This is a genomic window from Roseibium aggregatum, assembly GCF_017309185.1.
Taxonomy (GTDB): Bacteria; Pseudomonadota; Alphaproteobacteria; order Rhizobiales; family Stappiaceae; genus Roseibium; species Roseibium aggregatum_B.
Genome location: NZ_JAEKJZ010000001.1, coordinates 2,637,666 through 2,656,153 on the forward strand (window position 1 = coordinate 2,637,666; position 18,488 = coordinate 2,656,153).

The window sequence follows — 18,488 nt, forward strand, 5'->3', positions numbered from 1 at the left end:
CGTTACTCTTCAAGACAGCGACTACTCCGCCGCCCCGCTCATGTCTTCCAGAAGTCCTTCCGCCGCGCTTTCCGAAGACTGCTGGCGCTGTGCTTCCTGGATTAGATCGTCCCGATGGGTTGCGATCTGGCGGATGCGTTTCATCACCCCTCCGGTACCGGCCGGAATCAGCCGGCCGACAATGACGTTCTCCTTGAGCCCGACGAGCGGATCGGTCTTGCCGTTGACAGCCGCATCGGTCAGAACGCGGGTCGTCTCCTGGAAGGAGGCGGCGGAGAAGAACGACCGGGTCTGCAGCGATGCCTTGGTGATACCGAGCAGAACCGGAACACCCTTGGCCGGGTCGCGTGCTTCGTCGATCGCCTTGCGGTTGGCCTCTTCGAAGTCGATCTTGTCGATCTGTTCGCCCGCAAAGAACTCGGTGTCGCCCGGCTCGGTGATCTCGATCTTCTGCAGCATCTGGCGAACGATCACCTCGATGTGCTTGTCGTTGATCGTCACACCCTGCAACCGGTAGACCTCCTGGATCTCGTTGACGAGATATGCCGCCAGGGCCTCCACGCCCTTGACCGCCAGAATGTCGTGCGGTGCCGGGTTTCCGTCGAGGATGTACTCGCCCTTTTCAATGGCATCGCCTTCCTGAAGATGGAAATGCTTGCCTTTCGGGATGAGGTATTCGACCGGTTCGACGCCGTCCTCCGCAGGATCGATGATGATCCGGCGCTTGTTCTTGTAATCGCGGCCGAAACGGATCGTGCCGTCGATCTCGGCGATGATGGCATGATCCTTCGGACGGCGCGCCTCGAACAGTTCGGCAACACGCGGCAGACCGCCGGTGATGTCCTTGGTCTTGGCGCTTTCCAGCGGGATACGGGCCAGAACGTCGCCGGCCTTGACCGTCGCGCCGGGCTGAACCGACAGGACCGCATCCACGGACAGCATCAAGCGGGCATCCGAACCGCGCTGGTTTTTCGCAACCGAGCCCTTCTCGTCCTTGACGACGATCGCGGGCTTGAGGTCCGCGCCCCGCTGGGACGAACGCCAGTCGATGACGACACGCTTGGTGATACCGGTTGCCTCGTCGGCCGTTTCCTGCACGGAGGCACCGTCGACCAGATCCTCGAAATCCACCACGCCGTCGACTTCGGCAAGCATCGGACGGGTATAGGGATCCCATTCCGCGATCCGCTGACCGCGCTTGACGGTATCGCCGTCGTCCACATGCAGCTTGGAGCCGTAGGCAATACGGTGCACGGCGCGCTCGTTGCCGTCGCTGTCGATGATAACGATGGACATGTTGCGCACCATGGCAATCAGATTGCCTTCCGAATCCCGGTTCACCGAACGGTTCCGGATCTTCACAGTGCCGTCGACGTTGGACTCGATGAACGAGCTGTCGACGACCTGCGCCGTACCGCCGATGTGGAAGGTACGCATGGTCAACTGCGTTCCAGGCTCGCCGATGGACTGTGCGGCGATGACACCGACAGCTTCGCCCATGTTCACAGGCGTACCGCGTGCCAGGTCACGGCCGTAACAGGTCGCGCACACGCCGGTTTCGGTTTCACAGGTCAGAACCGAGCGGATCTTGATCTGCTGAACCTTGGCGGCTTCGATGGCTTCCACATCCTTCTCGTCGATCAGCGTGCCCTTGGCGACAAGCAGTTCTCCGGTCTGGTTGTTGAAGACATCTTCCGCGGTGGTCCGGCCGAGAACGCGCATGCCCAGAGAGGCAATGACGTTACCCGCATCGACGATCGGCGCCACGGTGATACCGCGTGTCGAACCACAATCCTGCTCGAGGATAATGGAATCCTGCGCGACATCGACGAGGCGGCGGGTCAGGTAACCGGAGTTCGCCGTCTTCAACGCGGTATCGGCAAGACCCTTACGGGCGCCGTGGGTGGAGTTGAAGTACTCGAGAACCGACAGGCCTTCCTTGAAGTTCGAAATGATCGGGTTCTCGATGATCGAACCGTCCGGCTTGGCCATCAGGCCGCGCATACCCGCCAGCTGTTTCATCTGCTGGGGTGAACCACGGGCCCCGGAGTGGGACATCATGTAAACCGAGTTCATCGGTTTCTGCCGCCCGGTCTCCTCGTCGATCTGGACCGCCTTGATGCGGGCCATCATCTCGTCGGCGATCTTGTCGGTGCATTTCGCCCAGGCGTCGACAACCTTGTTGTACTTTTCGCCCTGGGTGATCAGACCGTCGTTGTATTGCTGCTCATACTCCGTCGCAAGCGAGGAGGTTTCGGCAACAAGCTTGGTCTTGGTATCCGGAATGACCATGTCGTCCATGCCGAACGAGATGCCGGCGTTACAGGCATTCTTGAAGCCAAGCTGCATGATCCGGTCACAGAAGATGACCGTCTCCTTCTGACCGCAGGCACGGTAGACCGTGTCGATCATGCGGGAGATGTCCTTCTTCGTCATCAGCTTGTTGCAGACTTCGAAGGGCACCTCGTGGTGCTTCGGCAGAAGTTCCGCGATCAGCATCCGGCCAGGCGTGGTCTCGATGATCTCGGAGGTCGGATTGCCGTCCGCATCGATGGACTTGTACCGGCCCTTGATCTTAGTGTGCAGCGTGATGACCTTGTTGGCCAGGGCGTGATGGATCTCGCCGATGTCACCGAAGGCCATGCCCTCTCCCGGCTCGCCTTCAGCGATGATGGAGAGGTAGTAGAGACCGAGAACGATATCCTGGGACGGCACGATGATCGGGCCACCGTTTGCCGGATGCAGGATGTTGTTCGTCGACATCATCAGCGTGCGGGCCTCAAGCTGAGCTTCGAGCGACAGCGGCACGTGAACGGCCATCTGGTCGCCGTCGAAGTCGGCGTTGAACGCGGAACACACGAGCGGGTGCAGCTGGATCGCCTTGCCTTCGATCAGGGTCGGCTCGAACGCCTGGATGCCCAGACGGTGCAGCGTCGGCGCACGGTTGAGAAGCACCGGATGCTCGCGGATCACCTCGTCGAGGATATCCCAGACTTCCGGACGCTCCTTCTCGACCAGCTTCTTGGCCTGCTTGACGGTCGAGGAAAACCCCTTGGCGTCGAGACGCGAATAGATGAACGGCTTGAAGAGCTCAAGCGCCATCTTCTTCGGCAGACCGCACTGATGCAGTTTCAGTTCCGGACCCACGGTGATCACCGACCGGCCGGAATAGTCAACGCGCTTGCCGAGCAGGTTCTGCCGGAACCGGCCCTGCTTGCCCTTCAGCATGTCGGACAGCGACTTCAGCGGACGCTTGTTGGCGCCTGTGATGACGCGGCCGCGGCGGCCGTTGTCGAACAGGGCATCGACGGATTCCTGCAGCATGCGCTTTTCGTTCCGGATGATGATGTCCGGAGCGCGCAGTTCCATCAGCCGGCGCAGACGGTTGTTCCGGTTGATAACGCGGCGGTAGAGATCGTTCAGATCCGACGTCGCGAACCGGCCGCCGTCGAGCGGCACGAGCGGACGCAGGTCCGGCGGGATCACCGGAACCACGGTCATGATCATCCATTCCGGACGGTTGCCGGATTCCATGAAGGCCTCGATGACCTTCAGGCGCTTGGCCAGCTTCTTCGGCTTCAGCTCTGTGGTCGCCTCTGCGATCTCCTGGCGCAGCTTTTCGCTCTCGCGCTCCAGATCCATGCTCATCAGGATCTCGCGAATCGCTTCTGCGCCGATCATGGCGGTGAAGGCGTCCTCGCCGTACTCATCCTGGGCGGCGACGAAGTCTTCTTCCGACAGAAGCTGATGCTGCTTGAGCGGTGTCAGGCCCGGTTCAAGAACCACGTAGTTCTCGAAGTAGAGCACGCGTTCCAGATCCTTCAGCGTCATGTCGAGCAGAAGGCCGATGCGGCTCGGGAGCGATTTCAGGAACCAGATGTGCGCGACCGGAGCGGCGAGCTCGATGTGCCCCATACGCTCGCGGCGCACCCGCGACAAGGTGACTTCGACGCCACATTTTTCACAGATGACGCCTTTGTATTTCATGCGCTTGTATTTGCCGCAAAGACATTCGTAGTCCTTGATCGGCCCGAAAATACGCGCGCAGAACAGACCGTCCCGTTCCGGCTTGAACGTCCGGTAGTTGATGGTTTCCGGCTTTTTGATTTCGCCGAAAGACCAAGACAGGATCTTTTCCGGGCTCGCGAGCGAAATCCGGATATTGTCGAAGGTCTGTGCGGGAGCCTGCTGATTGAACAGGTTCATGACCTCATGATTCATGGTCCATCTCCTTCGATGCACGGCCGGGGAGTGGGCTGTTCCGCCTTCCCCCGTAACCGGCATGCCAAGTCATTAAGTCCGTTACCGGGGTTATTCCGCAGCGTCTGCGGTTTCTTCCTCGGTAATCATGGGTGCATCGGTACGTTGCAGTTCAACGTTGAGACCCAGGGACCGCATTTCCTTCACAAGCACGTTGAAGCTCTCCGGAATACCGGCTTCGAACGTGTCGTCGCCGCGAACGATGGCCTCGTAGACCTTCGTACGTCCGGCCACGTCGTCCGACTTGACCGTGAGCATTTCCTGAAGCGTATAGGCTGCGCCGTAAGCTTCAAGAGCCCAGACCTCCATTTCCCCGAAACGCTGGCCACCGAACTGCGCCTTACCGCCCAACGGCTGCTGGGTGACAAGCGAGTACGGGCCGATTGAACGGGCATGGATCTTGTCGTCGACCAGGTGGTGGAGCTTCAGCATGTAGATGTAGCCCACGGTCACCTTGCGGTCGAACTCTTCACCGGTCCGGCCGTCATAGAGGACGGACTGTCCGCTCGGGTCGTAGCCGGCGATGTTCAGCGCCTCGACAACATCTGGTTCACGGGCACCGTCGAAGACCGGCGTCGCGATCGAGACGCCCTTCTTCAGCTGCTCCGCCAGGCGCACGACGCCTTCGTCGTCGTATTCCTTGACGTTGTCGCCCTTCATGTTGTCGCCGTAGATCTCGACGATCTTGCCGCGCAGCTGCTCGATCTGGCCCGACTTCTTGTACTCTTCGTACATTTCGCCGATCCGGTGGCCCATGCCGCGGCAGGCCCAGCCCAGGTGGGTTTCAAGGATCTGGCCGACATTCATGCGCGACGGAACGCCGAGCGGGTTCAGAACGATGTCGACATGCGTACCGTCTTCCAGGAACGGCATGTCCTCGCACGGGTTGATCTTGGAGACCACGCCCTTGTTGCCGTGACGGCCGGCCATCTTGTCGCCCGGCTGAAGCTTGCGCTTCACGGCAACGAAGACCTTGACCATCTTCATGACGCCCGGCGGCAGTTCGTCGCCGCGCTGCAGCTTCTCGACCTTGTCGATGAAACGCTGCTCGAGACGCTTGCGGCTGTCGTCATACTGACCGCGCAGAGCCTCGATCTCGGACATGAACTTCTCGTCGTCGGTGGCGAACTGCCACCACTGCGAGCGCGGGAAGTCATTGAGGACGTCCCCGGTCAGCACCGTGTCCTTCTTGAAGCCCTTCGGTCCGGCGATGGCGGTCTTGTCCATCAGCATCTCGGCAAGACGGCCATAGACGTTGCGGTCGAGGATCGCCTGTTCGTCGTCGCGGTCCTTGGCGAGGCGTTCGATTTCCTCGCGTTCGATCGCCATGGCGCGCTCGTCTTTTTCCACCCCGTGACGGTTAAAGACACGCACCTCGACGACGGTGCCGGACACGCCCGGCGGCAGACGCAGGGACGTGTCGCGCACGTCGGACGCCTTCTCGCCGAAAATGGCGCGCAGAAGCTTTTCTTCCGGCGTCATCGGGCTTTCGCCCTTCGGCGTGATCTTGCCGACCAGGATGTCGCCCGGCTGAAGCTCGGCACCGATATAGACGATCCCGGCCTCATCGAGGTTCTTCAGCGCTTCTTCCGAAACGTTTGGAATGTCGCGGGTGATCTCTTCCGGACCAAGCTTGGTGTCGCGCGCCATCACCTCGAATTCCTCAAGGTGGATGGAGGTGAAGACATCGTCGGACACGATCCGCTCGGACAGCAGGATGGAATCCTCGAAGTTGTAGCCGTTCCAGGGCATGAACGCGACGAGCACGTTCCGGCCGAGCGCCAGATCGCCGAGATCGGTGGACGGGCCGTCGGCGATGATATCGCCCTTGTGGACCCGGTCGCCGACACGCACCAGCGGACGCTGGTTGATGCAGGTGTTCTGGTTGGAACGCTGGTACTTCTGCAGACGGTAAATGTCGACGCCGGACTTGCCCGGATCGAGTTCTTCCGTCGCCCGGATGACGATACGGGTCGCATCCACCTGGTCGACCACACCTGCGCGGCGCGCACCGATGGCGGCGCCGGAATCGCGGGCAACGATCGGCTCCATGCCGGTGCCGACGAACGGTGCCTCGGCACGGACCAGAGGCACGGCCTGCCGCTGCATGTTCGAGCCCATCAGGGCGCGGTTGGCGTCATCGTTCTCCAGGAACGGAATGAGCGCCGCGGCGACCGAGACAAGCTGCTTGGGCGAAACGTCCATGAGGTCCACCCTCTCGGACGGAACCATCATGTTTTCGCCCGCGTGACGGCAGGTGATCAGCTCTTCGGTGAACCGGCCCTCGGCGTCGTAGACGGCGTTGGACTGGGCCACGTAGTGCTTGGCTTCCTCCATGGCGGACAGGTAGACGACGTCGTTGGTCACGACACCGTCCTTCACCTTCCGGTACGGGCTTTCGATGAAGCCGTACTTGTTGACCCGGGCAAAGGTGGCCAGCGAGTTGATCAGACCGATGTTCGGGCCTTCCGGCGTTTCAATCGGGCAGATACGGCCATAGTGCGTCGGATGCACGTCGCGCACTTCGAAGCCGGCGCGCTCGCGGGTCAGACCACCCGGGCCAAGGGCCGACAGGCGGCGCTTGTGGGTGACTTCCGACAGCGGGTTGGTCTGGTCCATGAACTGCGAAAGCTGCGAGGACCCGAAGAACTCCCGAACCGCGGCCGCGGCCGGTTTCGCGTTGATCAGATCCTGCGGCATGACGGTGTCGATCTCGACGGAACTCATGCGTTCCTTGATCGCGCGTTCCATCCGCAACAGGCCGACGCGGTACTGATTTTCCATCAGCTCGCCGACCGAGCGGACCCGGCGGTTGCCAAGGTTGTCGATGTCGTCGATTTCGCCCTTGCCGTCACGCAGCTCCAGAAGCACCCGGATGACTTCGAGAATGTCTTCCTTGCGCAGCGTGCGGACCGTGTCCTCGCATTGCAGGTCGAGGCGCATGTTCATCTTCACGCGGCCGACGGCGGACAGATCGTAGCGCTCGTCGTCGAAGAAGAGCGACTGGAACATTGCCTCGGCGGTGTCGATGGTGGGCGGCTCCCCCGGACGCATCACACGGTAGATGTCGAACAGCGCGTCTTCGCGCGACTCGTTCTTGTCCACATTGAGCGTGTTGCGGATATAGGGACCGGTGTTGACGTGGTCGATATCGAGAACCGGCAGATCGTGATAGCCGCGCTCGACCAGCTCCTCCAGCACCTTGCCGGTGATCTCATCGCCGGCCTCGGCGTAAATCTCGCCGGACTGCATGTCGACGATGTCTTCAGCGAGATACTGTCCGTGCAGGTCCTCGTCGGTGACCTTCAGCGCGCTGATGCCCTTTTCGCTGAGCTGACGGATGGTGCGCGCGGTGATCTTGCGGCCGCCCTCGACAACGACTTCGCCGCTGTCGGCGTCGATGAGATCATAGGACGCCTTCGTACCCTTCAGGCGGTTGCCGTCGAACGGCATGCGCCAGGAGCCGTCCTTCTGACGAGCGTAGTCGATCCGCTTGAAGAAGGTGTTGAGGATTTCCTCGCCGTCTAGACCAAGCGCCATCAGAAGCGAGGTCACCGGAATCTTGCGGCGGCGGTCGATACGCGCATGCACGATGTCCTTGGCATCGAACTCGATATCGAGCCACGAGCCGCGATAGGGGATCACGCGCGCGGCAAACAGCAGTTTGCCGGAGGAATGGGTCTTGCCCTTGTCATGATCGAAAAACACACCGGGAGAGCGGTGCATCTGGGACACGATCACACGCTCGGTGCCATTGACGATGAAGGTGCCGTTGTCGGTCATGAACGGCATATCGCCCATGTAGACATCCTGCTCCTTGATGTCCTTGACGGACTTCGCGCCGGTGTCCTCGTCCACATCGAACACGATGAGGCGCAGGGTCACCTTCAGCGGCGCCGCGAAGGTCATGTCGCGCTGACGGCACTCGTCGACGTCGTACTTGGGAGCTTCAAATTCGTAGGAAACAAATTCCAGCAGGGAGGTGCCGGCAAAATCCGAAATCGGAAACACGGATTGGAAGACCGCTTCAAGGCCTTCATTTTTGCGGCCGCCGCCCGGCATCTCGTCGACCTGCAGAAACTGGTCGTAGGATGCTTTTTGCACCTCGATAAGATTGGGCATAGCCGCGACATCGCGGATCGATCCGAAATACTTGCGGACCTTCTTGCGACCGTTGAACGTTTGGGACATTGTCGCTCCTCGTATCGGCCGGGTTAACGGCTTCCCGAAACGCCCCTTTTCCAATCGGGCAACCGCCCGGGCGCTTCGGAAAACCGTCCCCCCTGGTTCACCCGCTTCCCTGTGGTATCGCCTGGAAGCTGCCGGTGACCGGACTTAGGGGTCTGGGTCATGAACGCCGCATCCGAAGGAACACGGCATGGCCCAGTGGTACGTACGCCCCGGAAACGGGTCGGACCCGCCGGGGCAAGAAACGGTCCCGGAAAACCGGGACCGTCAAAAGGCCTGCGCCTTTATTACTTGAGCTCGACAGAAGCGCCGGCTTCTTCCAGCTTCTTCTTCAGCTCTTCAGCTTCGTCCTTGGCAACGCCTTCCTTGACGGCTTTCGGAGCGGACTCGACGAGTTCTTTCGCTTCCTTCAGGCCAAGACCGGTGATCGCGCGGACTTCCTTGATGACGTTGATTTTCTTGTCGCCGGCGGAAGCCAGAACAACGTCAAATTCGGTTTTCTCTTCAGCTGCAGCGCCACCGGCATCGCCACCGGCTGCAACGGCTGCAACGGCAACCGGTGCGGCAGCGGAAACGCCCCATTTTTCTTCAAGAAGCTTGCTGAGTTCAGCGGCTTCCATGACGGTCAGCGAGGAGAGTTCTTCTACGAGCTTTTCAAGATCAGCCATTTTTCAGTACCTTAAGTTCGAACCAGAAATTGGTTTCATAGACAGTGTGTTGGGGTGCCTTATGCGGCCTCGTCCTTCTTGGCATACGCGCCGAAGACGCGGGCAAGCTGCCCGGCCGGTGCGTTGACAACCTGGGCGATCCGGGAAGCCGGGGTCTGGATCATGCCAACCAGTTTCGCGCGCAGCTCATCGAGCGACGGCATGGTTGCCAGAGACTTGACCCCTTCCGGGTTCAGGTTGGTCGTGCCCAGAGCACCGCCAAGGATGGCAAACTTTTCGTTTGCCTTGGCGAAATCGACGGCTGCTTTCGGTGCTGCTACCGGATCCTCGGAATAGACGAGAACGGTAGGGCCCTGAAACAGGTCGGAGATGTGCTCAAGGTCCGTGCCTTTGAGGGCGAGTTTCACAAGGCGGTTTTTTGCGACTTTGACAGATCCGCCGGCTTCGCGCACAGATGCCCGCAGGGCGGTCATCTGAGAAACCGAAAGACCTGCATAGTGCGCGACGACAACGACGCCGGTTCCAACCAGCTCTTCGTTGAGGGACGTCACGAACTCGTGCTTTTCCGCTCTTTCCACTTGCCTTCTCCATTTGATGGCGTTGCCGCCACCGGTTTACCTTTGCCGCCTGGGCGGAGGTTCCGAACCCGGAACCGCCAGCAGGCGACGCTCAGGGTCCTGTCCCCTCACCTTCACGCAACAAGCGCGCGGCAAGGTCTGGTTCGAACCAGGTCTTCCGCCGGAGCGGGAAATCCGGTTCTCACCCATCTATGCAGGCCTTTCTCGGGCTTAAGCCGGTTTCCCGGCACCTGCAGTCTCGGACAGGGCGATCCGGCGGCGAACCGCCGGACCTCTCCGGCCTTGCGGCCGGAATCTCTTCAAATGCAATCCGGACGCGCCGGATTACTCACCAGCGACGCTGGCCAGTTCGATCTTTACGCCCGGGCCCATGGTGGAGGACACCGCGATACGTTTCAGATAGGAACCCTTCGCACCGGACGGCTTCGCTTTCTGAATGGCGTCGACCAGAGCCTTGACGTTCTGGGAGATCGCTTCCTCGGAAAAGGACACCTTGCCAACGCCGGCGTGAACGATACCCGCCTTCTCGACGCGGAACTGGACCGCACCGCCCTTGGCGTCGTTCACCGCAGCCGTCACGTCCGGGGTCACCGTACCGACCTTCGGGTTCGGCATCAGGCCGCGCGGACCCAGAACCTTACCGAGACGGCCGACCAGCGGCATCATGTCCGGGGTTGCAATGCAGCGATCGAAATCGATCTTGCCGCCCTGCACTTCCTGGACCAGCTCTTCCGCACCGACGATGTCGGCACCGGCGGCTTTCGCTTCCTCGGCCTTGTCGCCACGGGCAAACACGGCGACCCGAACGGACTTGCCGGTGCCGTTCGGCAAAACGCACACGCCGCGAACCATCTGGTCGGCATGACGCGGGTCCACACCCAGATTGATCGCCACCTCGACGGTTTCGTCGAACTTGGTTTTGGCGCGCTCCTTCACGAGGCCGATGGCTTCGTCGAGCGGATACAGCTTGTTCCGGTCAATGCCTTCCCGAGCTGCCTTGATACGCTTTCCAACTTTCGCCATGATCTTACTCCGTTACCTCAAGGCCCATGGACCGGGCGGAGCCTTCGACCATCAGCATTGCAGCATCCACATCGTTGGCGTTCAGGTCCTTCATCTTCGCTTCGGCGATTTCCTTCACCTGAGCCTTGGACACGGAACCAACGGTGCCGCGGCCCGGGGTCTGGGAACCCTTCTGCAGCTTGGCGGCTTTCTTGAGAAAGAAGCTCACCGGAGCCGTCTTCACTTCAAACGTGAAGGACTTGTCGGAGTAGTAGGTAATCACGGTCGGGCACGGAGCGCCCTTTTCGACATCCTGGGTCTGCGCGTTGAACGCCTTGCAGAACTCCATGATGTTCAAACCGCGCTGACCCAGCGCCGGCCCGATGGGCGGCGACGGCGTCGCGGAACCTGCCGGCACCTGAAGCTTCAGGAAGCCTTCAATCTTTTTCGCCATGTTTTTCTCCAATCATACGCAGACGGAAGGCGATCCGCCTGACGGGGAGCTGGTGGTCCGGCTGCCTGTTCGATGTCCGGCGAAGAACATCGGCACCTTCCACCGACTTGATCCCGGCCCAGATGCCTCAAGGCACCGCGGAAAGGCCGGGCGTTTGCGCCGCCCGCAAGGACGGCGGATAGGGTCAGAGCTTGTCGACCTGACCGAACTCCAGTTCCACAGGCGTCGCACGCCCGAAGATCGACACGGCCACCTTGAGACGCGCGCGCTCGTCATCGACCTCTTCCACAAGACCGGAGAAGGACGCGAACGGCCCGTCGGACACGCGCACCTGTTCGCCAACCTCGAAGGTGACAGACGGCTTCGGCCGGTCGACACCCTCCTGAACCTGATTCAGGATGCGCAGCGCTTCCTTTTCCGGGATCGGCATCGGCTTCTGATCCGAACCGAGGAACCCGGTAACTTTCGGCGTCTCCTTGATCAGGTGAAATGCCTCATTGGTCATCTCCATCTTCACAAGGACATAACCCGGGAAGAATTTGCGCTCGGCATCGACCTTGCGACCGCGACGCACCTCGACGACCTTTTCCATCGGAACGAGAATTTCCTCAAACAGATCGGACAAACCCTTCTGCTCGGCCTTTTCGCGGATGGAATCGGCGACCTTTTTCTCAAAATTGGAATAGGCGTGCACAATATACCAGCGCTTGGCCATGGTTCTTCTGTTCCGTTTCTTTATTCTTTTGTCGACAAACCGGACGGCCCGCTGATCAGCCGCCAACGCCCAGCAGATATCCGATCCCGAGACTCATCAGCTGATCCGCCACGAGAAAGAAGATCGAGGCAATCAGCACCATGACGAACACCATAGCGGTTGTCACGGCGGTTTCCCGGCGCGTCGGCCACGTCACCTTGGAGGTTTCGGAGCGCACTTCCTGGATGAATTTAAAGGGATTGGTCTTCGCCATTCCGGTTCCGGTCTGTTAAATACGAGCGGGCGCGCGAACATCATTCGCGCGCCTCACTCGAGGCAACTGTTTAAGCCCTCGAGGCCGATTAATCAAGAGCAAAATGGCAGGGGCAGCAGGGTTCGAACCCGCGACCTACGGTTTTGGAGACCGTCGCTCTACCAACTGAGCTATACCCCTTCAAAAGACCGCTTTCGCAGCCTCGCTCCTGATACCCCCTGAAGCCCCGCATCGCAAGACTTAAGAGGCAGAACTGCCGGGCACAAGGCCCGGCAGCCAGAATTTCATCTTACTCGATGATGGAAGCGACGACGCCGGCGCCGACGGTACGGCCACCTTCGCGGATCGCGAAGCGCAGGCCTTCTTCCATGGCGATCGGCACGATCAGCTCAACGTCAACCGACACGTTGTCGCCCGGCATGACCATTTCCGTGCCTTCCGGAAGAGAAACCACGCCGGTCACGTCCGTCGTGCGGAAGTAGAACTGCGGACGGTAGTTCGTGAAGAACGGCGTGTGACGGCCACCCTCTTCCTTCGTCAGGATGTAGGCCTCGGCCTTGAACTTCGTGTGCGGCGTAACCGAACCCGGCTTGCAGAGAACCTGGCCACGCTCGACTTCCTCACGGCCAACGCCGCGGATCAGAGCGCCGATGTTATCGCCCGCTTCACCGCTATCCAGCAGCTTGCGGAACATTTCAACGCCGGTAACCGTCGTCTTCGCCGTGTCCTTGATGCCGACGATCTCGACTTCCTCACCAACCTTGATGACGCCACGCTCGACACGGCCGGTCACAACCGTACCGCGGCCGGAGATCGAGAACACGTCTTCGATCGGCATCAGGAACGGCTGATCCTTCGGACGCTCAGGCGTCGGGATGTAATCGTCGACCGCTGCCATCAGCTCGCGGATCGCGTCGCGGCCAATGGCCGGATCGCGGTTCTCAACGGCCGCAAGAGCGGAGCCCTTGACGATCGGAATGTCGTCGCCCGGGAACTCGTAAGAAGACAGAAGCTCGCGGATTTCCATCTCGACAAGCTCAAGCAGCTCTTCGTCGTCGACCTGGTCGACCTTGTTCATGAAAACGACCAGGGCCGGAACGCCAACCTGACGCGCAAGCAGGATGTGCTCGCGGGTCTGCGGCATCGGGCCGTCAGCCGAGGACACCACCAGAATGCCGCCGTCCATCTGTGCCGCACCCGTGATCATGTTCTTCACGTAGTCGGCGTGACCAGGGCAGTCAACGTGAGCGTAGTGACGGTTTTCCGTCTCATACTCAACGTGCGCCGTGGAGATGGTGATGCCGCGCGCCTTTTCTTCGGGCGCACCGTCAATCTCGTCGTAAGCTTTGGCTTCCGCGCCGCCGGCTTCCGCCAGCGTCATGGTGATTGCTGCGGTCAGCGTCGTCTTGCCGTGGTCAACGTGGCCAATCGTGCCAATGTTGACGTGCGGTTTCGTGCGCTCAAATTTTTCCTTCGCCATCGGCGTCGCTCTCTGTCCAATACTCGGTTCGGTCGATAAAGGCTCGCGTCGGGACACGCTCCGCGCCTTGGACAGATCCTCGAGCGACGAATTGCTTCCCGTTGAACTTCATTTTCAAGGATTTCCGGGCGAAAGAGCCTTCCGTTCCGGACACTCCGATCAGCACCCATGATGGAGCGGGTGAAGGGAATCGAACCCTCGTCGTCAGCTTGGAAGGCTGCTGCTCTACCATTGAGCTACACCCGCACACCGAGCGAAACCGGAACGATGGTGGAGGAGGTTGGATTCGAACCAACGTAGGCATAGCCAACGGATTTACAGTCCGTCCCCTTTAGCCACTCGGGCACTCCTCCATCTCGTCCTGCTTCACGCCGAAGCGATCAGGATGGCTAACCGAAGAGCCCGCCCGAAAGGGGCGAGCAATCCCGTGGCGCGTGTTATGCAGATGGGAACCTGCCCTGTCAACGCCGATTTTGCAAAGAAATGAACAAAATCGAGGAGGCGCTCGAAACGGGCGCTTCGAACGCGTGGGAACACCCCGGCCATCCTTTCCGACAGAATGCCCCGGCGCTGCGCGATTGTCACGGCTCTCGTGGGTTTTTCACATTCCGGCTCGCATCTCCCGCAGGTCTGTGGACAACCCGCGACCGGAACAGAGGCGCTTGAAAACAGCTTTTCAGCGCGTCTTTTCAGACCCGCAAATCCAGACAGTTGAAGTGGCGCGTGTGTTGGACAAGACGGCAAGGACGCCGTTCCCGGGCTTTACTTCATGGCCGGGACCTGCAGGCGACCACCGACGGGGAGCAATTGAAGGTGAGAATCGCAAAATGCCTGCCGAACCTTCCGCCTTGCGCTTGTTGCCATGCCGGGAGGTGGCTTCCAGGTCGACTTAGCGATTCTGTTGGGCGGTGAAGCGCTCATGGAAGCCAGGACGAGGACGTCTGGTGGCACGCCCCGACCGGACAGCGCATGACGGTGCTCGTTCCGCGCTCCGTCGGCCGCACAGTTTGCTTGCCTCTTTCCCTGAGCCTTTTTTAACGCTAGTGCTGCGCCATGAGCGAAACCAAGAAACCAAAGCACCCCGGCCCAAAGTCCGGTTTCCGCGGCAACAGGAAATCCACCGGCAAGCCGGGGCCAAAGCGCCCGGGCCTGCCGCCCGAAGGCCCCGTCCTGCTCTATGGACTGCACACGGTCGAAGCCGCCTTCGCCAACCCCGACCGCAAACGGCTCAAGCTCTTTGCCACGGAAAACGCCCAACGGCGTCTGGAGGAACGTGGTGTGAAGGTCGACGTGCCTGTCGAGACGATGATGCCGAGAGCGCTCGACCGCATGGTCACGAAGGACGCGGTGCACCAGGGCATGATTCTGGAAGCGGATCCCCTGCCCGCCTATGGCGTCGAGCATCTCAAGGGCGCCCGTCTGGTCCTCGCCCTCGACCAGGTCACCGATCCGCACAATGTCGGAGCGATTCTTCGCTCCGCGGTGGCGCTGGACGCAGATGCCGTGGTGACGACTGAGCGCCACGCCCCTGAAGAAGGCCCGGTGCTCGCCAAGTCCGCCTCCGGCGCGCTCGACATGATCAAGCATGTCCGGGTGAAGAACATGGCCCGCTTCGTCGCGGAGATGAAGGATCAGGGCTTTTCCTGCATTGCGCTGGACAGCGACGGACCGGCGGCACTCGAAGACACGCCCTTCACCGAAAAGACGGTGCTTGTGCTCGGCTCGGAGGGCAAAGGCGTGCGCCAGGGCGTGCGCGAGGCCTGTGGCCTCACCGCCCGGCTCGACATGCCTGGCGAAATCCGCTCGCTCAACGTGTCCAATGCCGCCGTGCTGTCGCTTTATGTCGCGCGATCGAAGATGGGGCTGTGATCCGGGCCGGCCACCGGTCTTCCCATAACGGGACATTCACCGGATCTCCCTTTTGCTTCATAGGGTCAACGTCACGGTCTTCTGGAGATCCGGTCTCTGATCGCGTATTCGCCCGCCAGCTTCCGGCTGAAGCGCCCGGAGCAACAACGCCGTGCATCAATGCGGCCAGCGCCTTTGTCTTATCCACAGCGGCTATGCATTTCCGTCAGGATCGGGAAGCACTTAGACGGCTTCGGTCACCGCACCCCGAAAAATTCCACGGCAGGCATGGACAACCGCGCCCAATCTGGTAGAAGCCACTCCGGCGCCGGTATAGCTCAGCTGGTAGAGCACGTGATTTGTAATCTCGGGGTCGCGGGTTCGAATCCTGCTGCCGGCACCATTCCCTCCCCCTGTCCGATCCAGTTCCTTTCTCCTCACGTGACTTGCATCCGATTCCGGTGATACAAGCCTCATGTCTCGGTGCTCACATTCGAATTTCGCGCAGATTTTCCGGCTCGTGAAGAAAACCCGAACATTAGATCTTCTCAAGCCATCGTTGCAAATTGAGCAATTGTGTCCGTTGCGTCGTTCAAGTATGCAAAAACCGGTCGCTGATCCGGCAAAGGTTGTATCCAGGCTTTGCGTCTGCTGCCCACCAAGGTTTGGCTCTGCAAACTGCCAGACCAGTTCCGAAGGCAGAGAGCCCCGTGGTCGGAAGCACCGTTGGGTTGCGCGCCCGGCAAGAACCGGATTAAGCACATCCGCAGAGAGCTGAACAAATCCGGTCACGGCCACCTGGAGAATTGTCGCGGCCGGATGGCCTTTGGGTGGGATGGCTTTCTCCCCGCTAGGCCGGCGCCGGATGTTTGCAGATGCGGGCCAAGAGGTAATCACCACTTCGCGGCATGGGCTTAACGCACGAGGTCCAGGACCGCCGCGATCAACGGAAAGAGCAAGACGTGGGTCAGTTCGCAGACGATGTCCATCGAATTCACAACCTTCTGTCCAAGGTCCTTGACCCCACTCCACTGCAGCGAAACCAGTATCTTTCCGATCGTCACCAGGCAGAAATCTGGCTCAAGCGGGAGGATCTGACCCCCGTTCGGAGCTACAAGGTTCGCGGTGCCTTTGCCTTCCTTCAGGAAGCCTTGCGGGACCAACCCGACCGGTCCCTTTTTGTGTGTTCGTCGGCCGGAAACCATGCGCAGGGCTTTGCCTTCGCATGCCGGCACTTCGACAAGCGAGGCATCGTCTTCATGCCGCTGACGACACCCCAGCAAAAAATCATGAAGACGCGGTCCTTCGGCGCTCCTCTGGTTGACATCGAGCTGCTGGGCGATGGCTTCGACGCTGCGAATGCCGCGGCAATACGCTACTGCGAAGAACACAACGGACTGATGGTCCCTCCATTCGATCATCCGACCATCATTCGCGGCCAGGCAACGGTCGGAAAGGAGATCCTTGAACAGAGTCCGGAGGGGCTGGAGTGGGATCGCGTGATCTTGCCGGTTGGCGGCGGCGGCCTGGCCGCCGGTATCACGCGTTATTTCGAGGAAACGGGCATCGACACAGAATTCAGCTTTGTCGAACCTGACAAGGCGCCCAGCCTCTATGAAAGCCTGCGGGCAGGTGAACGCATTCGGCTGGACCGCGTCGACAATTTCGTGGATGGCGCCGCGGTGGCCCAGACCGGACGGGAAAACTTCCGGCAGCTTTCCAAGTTCTCGGCCGATGACGTGATTCTGGCCCCGACGGACGGTGTCTGTTCGACGATGATCGATATGCTCAATGTCGAAGGCGTGGTTCTCGAGCCGGCGGGCGCTCTCGCGGTCGACGCGCTGAAACGGCTTCCCGTCGAGCAGGTTCGCGGCAAGAAGATCGTCTGCGTCATCTCCGGCGGGAACTTCGACTTCGAGCGGTTGCCTGAGGTGAAGGAACGGGCCCTCAGGTTCTCAGGGCTGAAGAAATACTACGTGATCCAGTTACCGCAGCGCCCGGGCGCCTTGAAGGATTTCCTGTCCCTGCTTGGTCCCGAAGACGATATATCCCGCTTTGAATACCTGAAAAAATCGGCGCGCAACTTCGGCTCCGTGCTTCTGGGTATCGAAACCAAGAACCCGGACAATTTCAAAACGCTTCATGAAAGCTTCGATCGCTCGGACGTGAGATGGGAAGACATCACCTACAATGAGGCGATCGCGAACTTCATTATCTGAGGTGTGACGCTTCCTTTGAAGAAACCGGCCCGAACGAGGTCGCGTGCGGTTGACCCGTTCAGCGGAACATGTCGTCCTCGATCGGCCGGACAAGGGAAGACGCATCGACATGCGCTGACGGGCTAAGCCCCCTTATCAAAACGACCGGGGTTCCCTCGTCGGCCTGCCCCATCAGGATGGACGCCGCGGAGGCGATTTCATCGGCATGCGCGATGGTGGATACCTGCAGCGTTTTTCCGAAAAGATCCCTGTGGCCGCGCTTGTCGAGAAAGCTCGTCAGTCCCGCGGCCCCTATCGCGATGCCCGTCGTGCCGTTTCGGAAGGGACGGCCGAAACTGTCGGCGATGACCACTCCGAGCGACACTCCCGACCGCCGCTCAAGTTCTGTCTTCAACTTCAAGGCCGAGGCATCCGGGTCCTCCGGCAGGAGAAGGATACGCCCCTCATCGCCGCCTTCTATGTTCGATTGATCGATGCCGGCCTGGGCCATCACCCAGCCACGCTTGTGCCGTACGATCAAGACGCCCTTTCGCCTGCGGACAACCTCGGTGCTCTCGTCGAGAATGGCCTGAACAAGGCGCGGGTCCTTTGCCGTCTCGGTGGCCAGCAGCTTCGCCCGGTCACCTGGAACGATTTCGGACAGGTTTCTGTACCGGCCTTCGGCCTTGGATACAATTTTCTGGGCCAGGACAAGCACGCAGCCGTCCTCAAGGACCTGACCTCCCGCTTCCAGAGACCTGCAGATCAGCTCGACCAGATCGTCTCCAGGCTCAACCAGAGGAAAACCGTCCAGCGTTTCCAGGCAAATCCTTGTCATCGCCGC

Annotated in this window: 12 protein-coding genes and 4 tRNA genes; 3 read left to right on the forward strand and 13 right to left on the reverse strand. The window is 60.5% G+C overall.

Annotation, left to right across the window (positions count from 1 at the left end; genetic code table 11):
* Positions 1 to 21: 21 nt before the first annotated feature.
* From rpoC to JF539_RS11625, 12 genes are all read right to left on the reverse strand, one after another.
* Positions 22 to 4,221, reverse strand: a complete 4,200-nt coding sequence (gene rpoC, locus JF539_RS11570; protein ID WP_207140532.1) for a DNA-directed RNA polymerase subunit beta' — start codon at positions 4,219 to 4,221, stop codon at positions 22 to 24.
* 90 nt (positions 4,222 to 4,311) lie between these two features.
* Complete coding sequence (gene rpoB, locus JF539_RS11575; protein WP_207140533.1) at positions 4,312 to 8,451, reverse strand: DNA-directed RNA polymerase subunit beta; 4,140 nt, start codon at positions 8,449 to 8,451, stop codon at positions 4,312 to 4,314.
* A 284-nt stretch (positions 8,452 to 8,735) separates the two neighbouring features.
* Positions 8,736 to 9,116, reverse strand: coding sequence for a 50S ribosomal protein L7/L12 (gene rplL / locus JF539_RS11580; protein ID WP_207140534.1), 381 nt, complete (start codon positions 9,114 to 9,116; stop codon positions 8,736 to 8,738).
* A gap of 59 nt (positions 9,117 to 9,175) precedes the next feature.
* Entirely contained in the window at positions 9,176 to 9,694 is a 519-nt protein-coding gene (gene rplJ, locus JF539_RS11585) for a 50S ribosomal protein L10 (RefSeq protein ID WP_207140535.1), read from the reverse strand.
* 324 nt (positions 9,695 to 10,018) lie between these two features.
* Positions 10,019 to 10,717, reverse strand: coding sequence for a 50S ribosomal protein L1 (gene rplA / locus JF539_RS11590; protein ID WP_207140536.1), 699 nt, complete (start codon positions 10,715 to 10,717; stop codon positions 10,019 to 10,021).
* 4 nt (positions 10,718 to 10,721) lie between these two features.
* Positions 10,722 to 11,150: a 50S ribosomal protein L11 gene (gene rplK, locus JF539_RS11595; RefSeq protein ID WP_207140537.1), complete on the reverse strand. Its 429-nt coding sequence runs from the start codon at positions 11,148 to 11,150 to the stop codon at positions 10,722 to 10,724.
* A gap of 184 nt (positions 11,151 to 11,334) precedes the next feature.
* Positions 11,335 to 11,865: a transcription termination/antitermination protein NusG gene (gene nusG, locus JF539_RS11600; RefSeq protein WP_207140538.1), complete on the reverse strand. Its 531-nt coding sequence runs from the start codon at positions 11,863 to 11,865 to the stop codon at positions 11,335 to 11,337.
* Positions 11,866 to 11,920: 55 nt separating this feature from the next.
* Complete coding sequence (secE, locus tag JF539_RS11605; protein ID WP_207140539.1) at positions 11,921 to 12,118, reverse strand: preprotein translocase subunit SecE; 198 nt, start codon at positions 12,116 to 12,118, stop codon at positions 11,921 to 11,923.
* Between the two features lie 104 nt (positions 12,119 to 12,222).
* Positions 12,223 to 12,298 (reverse strand) — tRNA-Trp (locus JF539_RS11610).
* Positions 12,299 to 12,407: 109 nt separating this feature from the next.
* A complete protein-coding gene (gene tuf, locus JF539_RS11615; protein WP_207140541.1) occupies positions 12,408 to 13,598 on the reverse strand; it encodes an elongation factor Tu in 1,191 nt (396 codons plus the stop codon).
* 172 nt (positions 13,599 to 13,770) lie between these two features.
* Positions 13,771 to 13,844: transfer RNA gene (locus JF539_RS11620), tRNA-Gly, on the reverse strand.
* 22 nt (positions 13,845 to 13,866) lie between these two features.
* Positions 13,867 to 13,951, reverse strand: a tRNA-Tyr gene (locus tag JF539_RS11625).
* Positions 13,952 to 14,651: 700 nt separating this feature from the next.
* On the opposite strand from JF539_RS11625, the gene JF539_RS11630 reads away from it, so the two are divergent.
* The 3 genes from JF539_RS11630 to ilvA all read left to right on the forward strand — a co-directional run bounded on the left by JF539_RS11630 (position 14,652) and on the right by ilvA (position 17,665).
* Positions 14,652 to 15,467 (forward strand): TrmH family RNA methyltransferase, encoded by an 816-nt coding sequence (locus JF539_RS11630; RefSeq protein WP_207140542.1) that lies wholly within the window; start codon positions 14,652 to 14,654, stop codon positions 15,465 to 15,467.
* A 306-nt stretch (positions 15,468 to 15,773) separates the two neighbouring features.
* Positions 15,774 to 15,849, forward strand: a tRNA-Thr gene (locus JF539_RS11635).
* 559 nt (positions 15,850 to 16,408) lie between these two features.
* The gene (gene ilvA / locus JF539_RS11640) at positions 16,409 to 17,665 is read left to right on the forward strand and encodes a threonine ammonia-lyase IlvA (protein ID WP_328809233.1); all 1,257 of its coding nucleotides are present in this window, start codon (positions 16,409 to 16,411) and stop codon (positions 17,663 to 17,665) included.
* Positions 17,666 to 17,723: 58 nt separating this feature from the next.
* Here the strand turns inward: ilvA and cofE are convergent, their stop codons facing one another.
* Positions 17,724 to 18,482: a coenzyme F420-0:L-glutamate ligase gene (cofE, locus tag JF539_RS11645; protein WP_207140545.1), complete on the reverse strand. Its 759-nt coding sequence runs from the start codon at positions 18,480 to 18,482 to the stop codon at positions 17,724 to 17,726.
* Between the last annotated feature and the right edge of the window lie 6 nt (positions 18,483 to 18,488).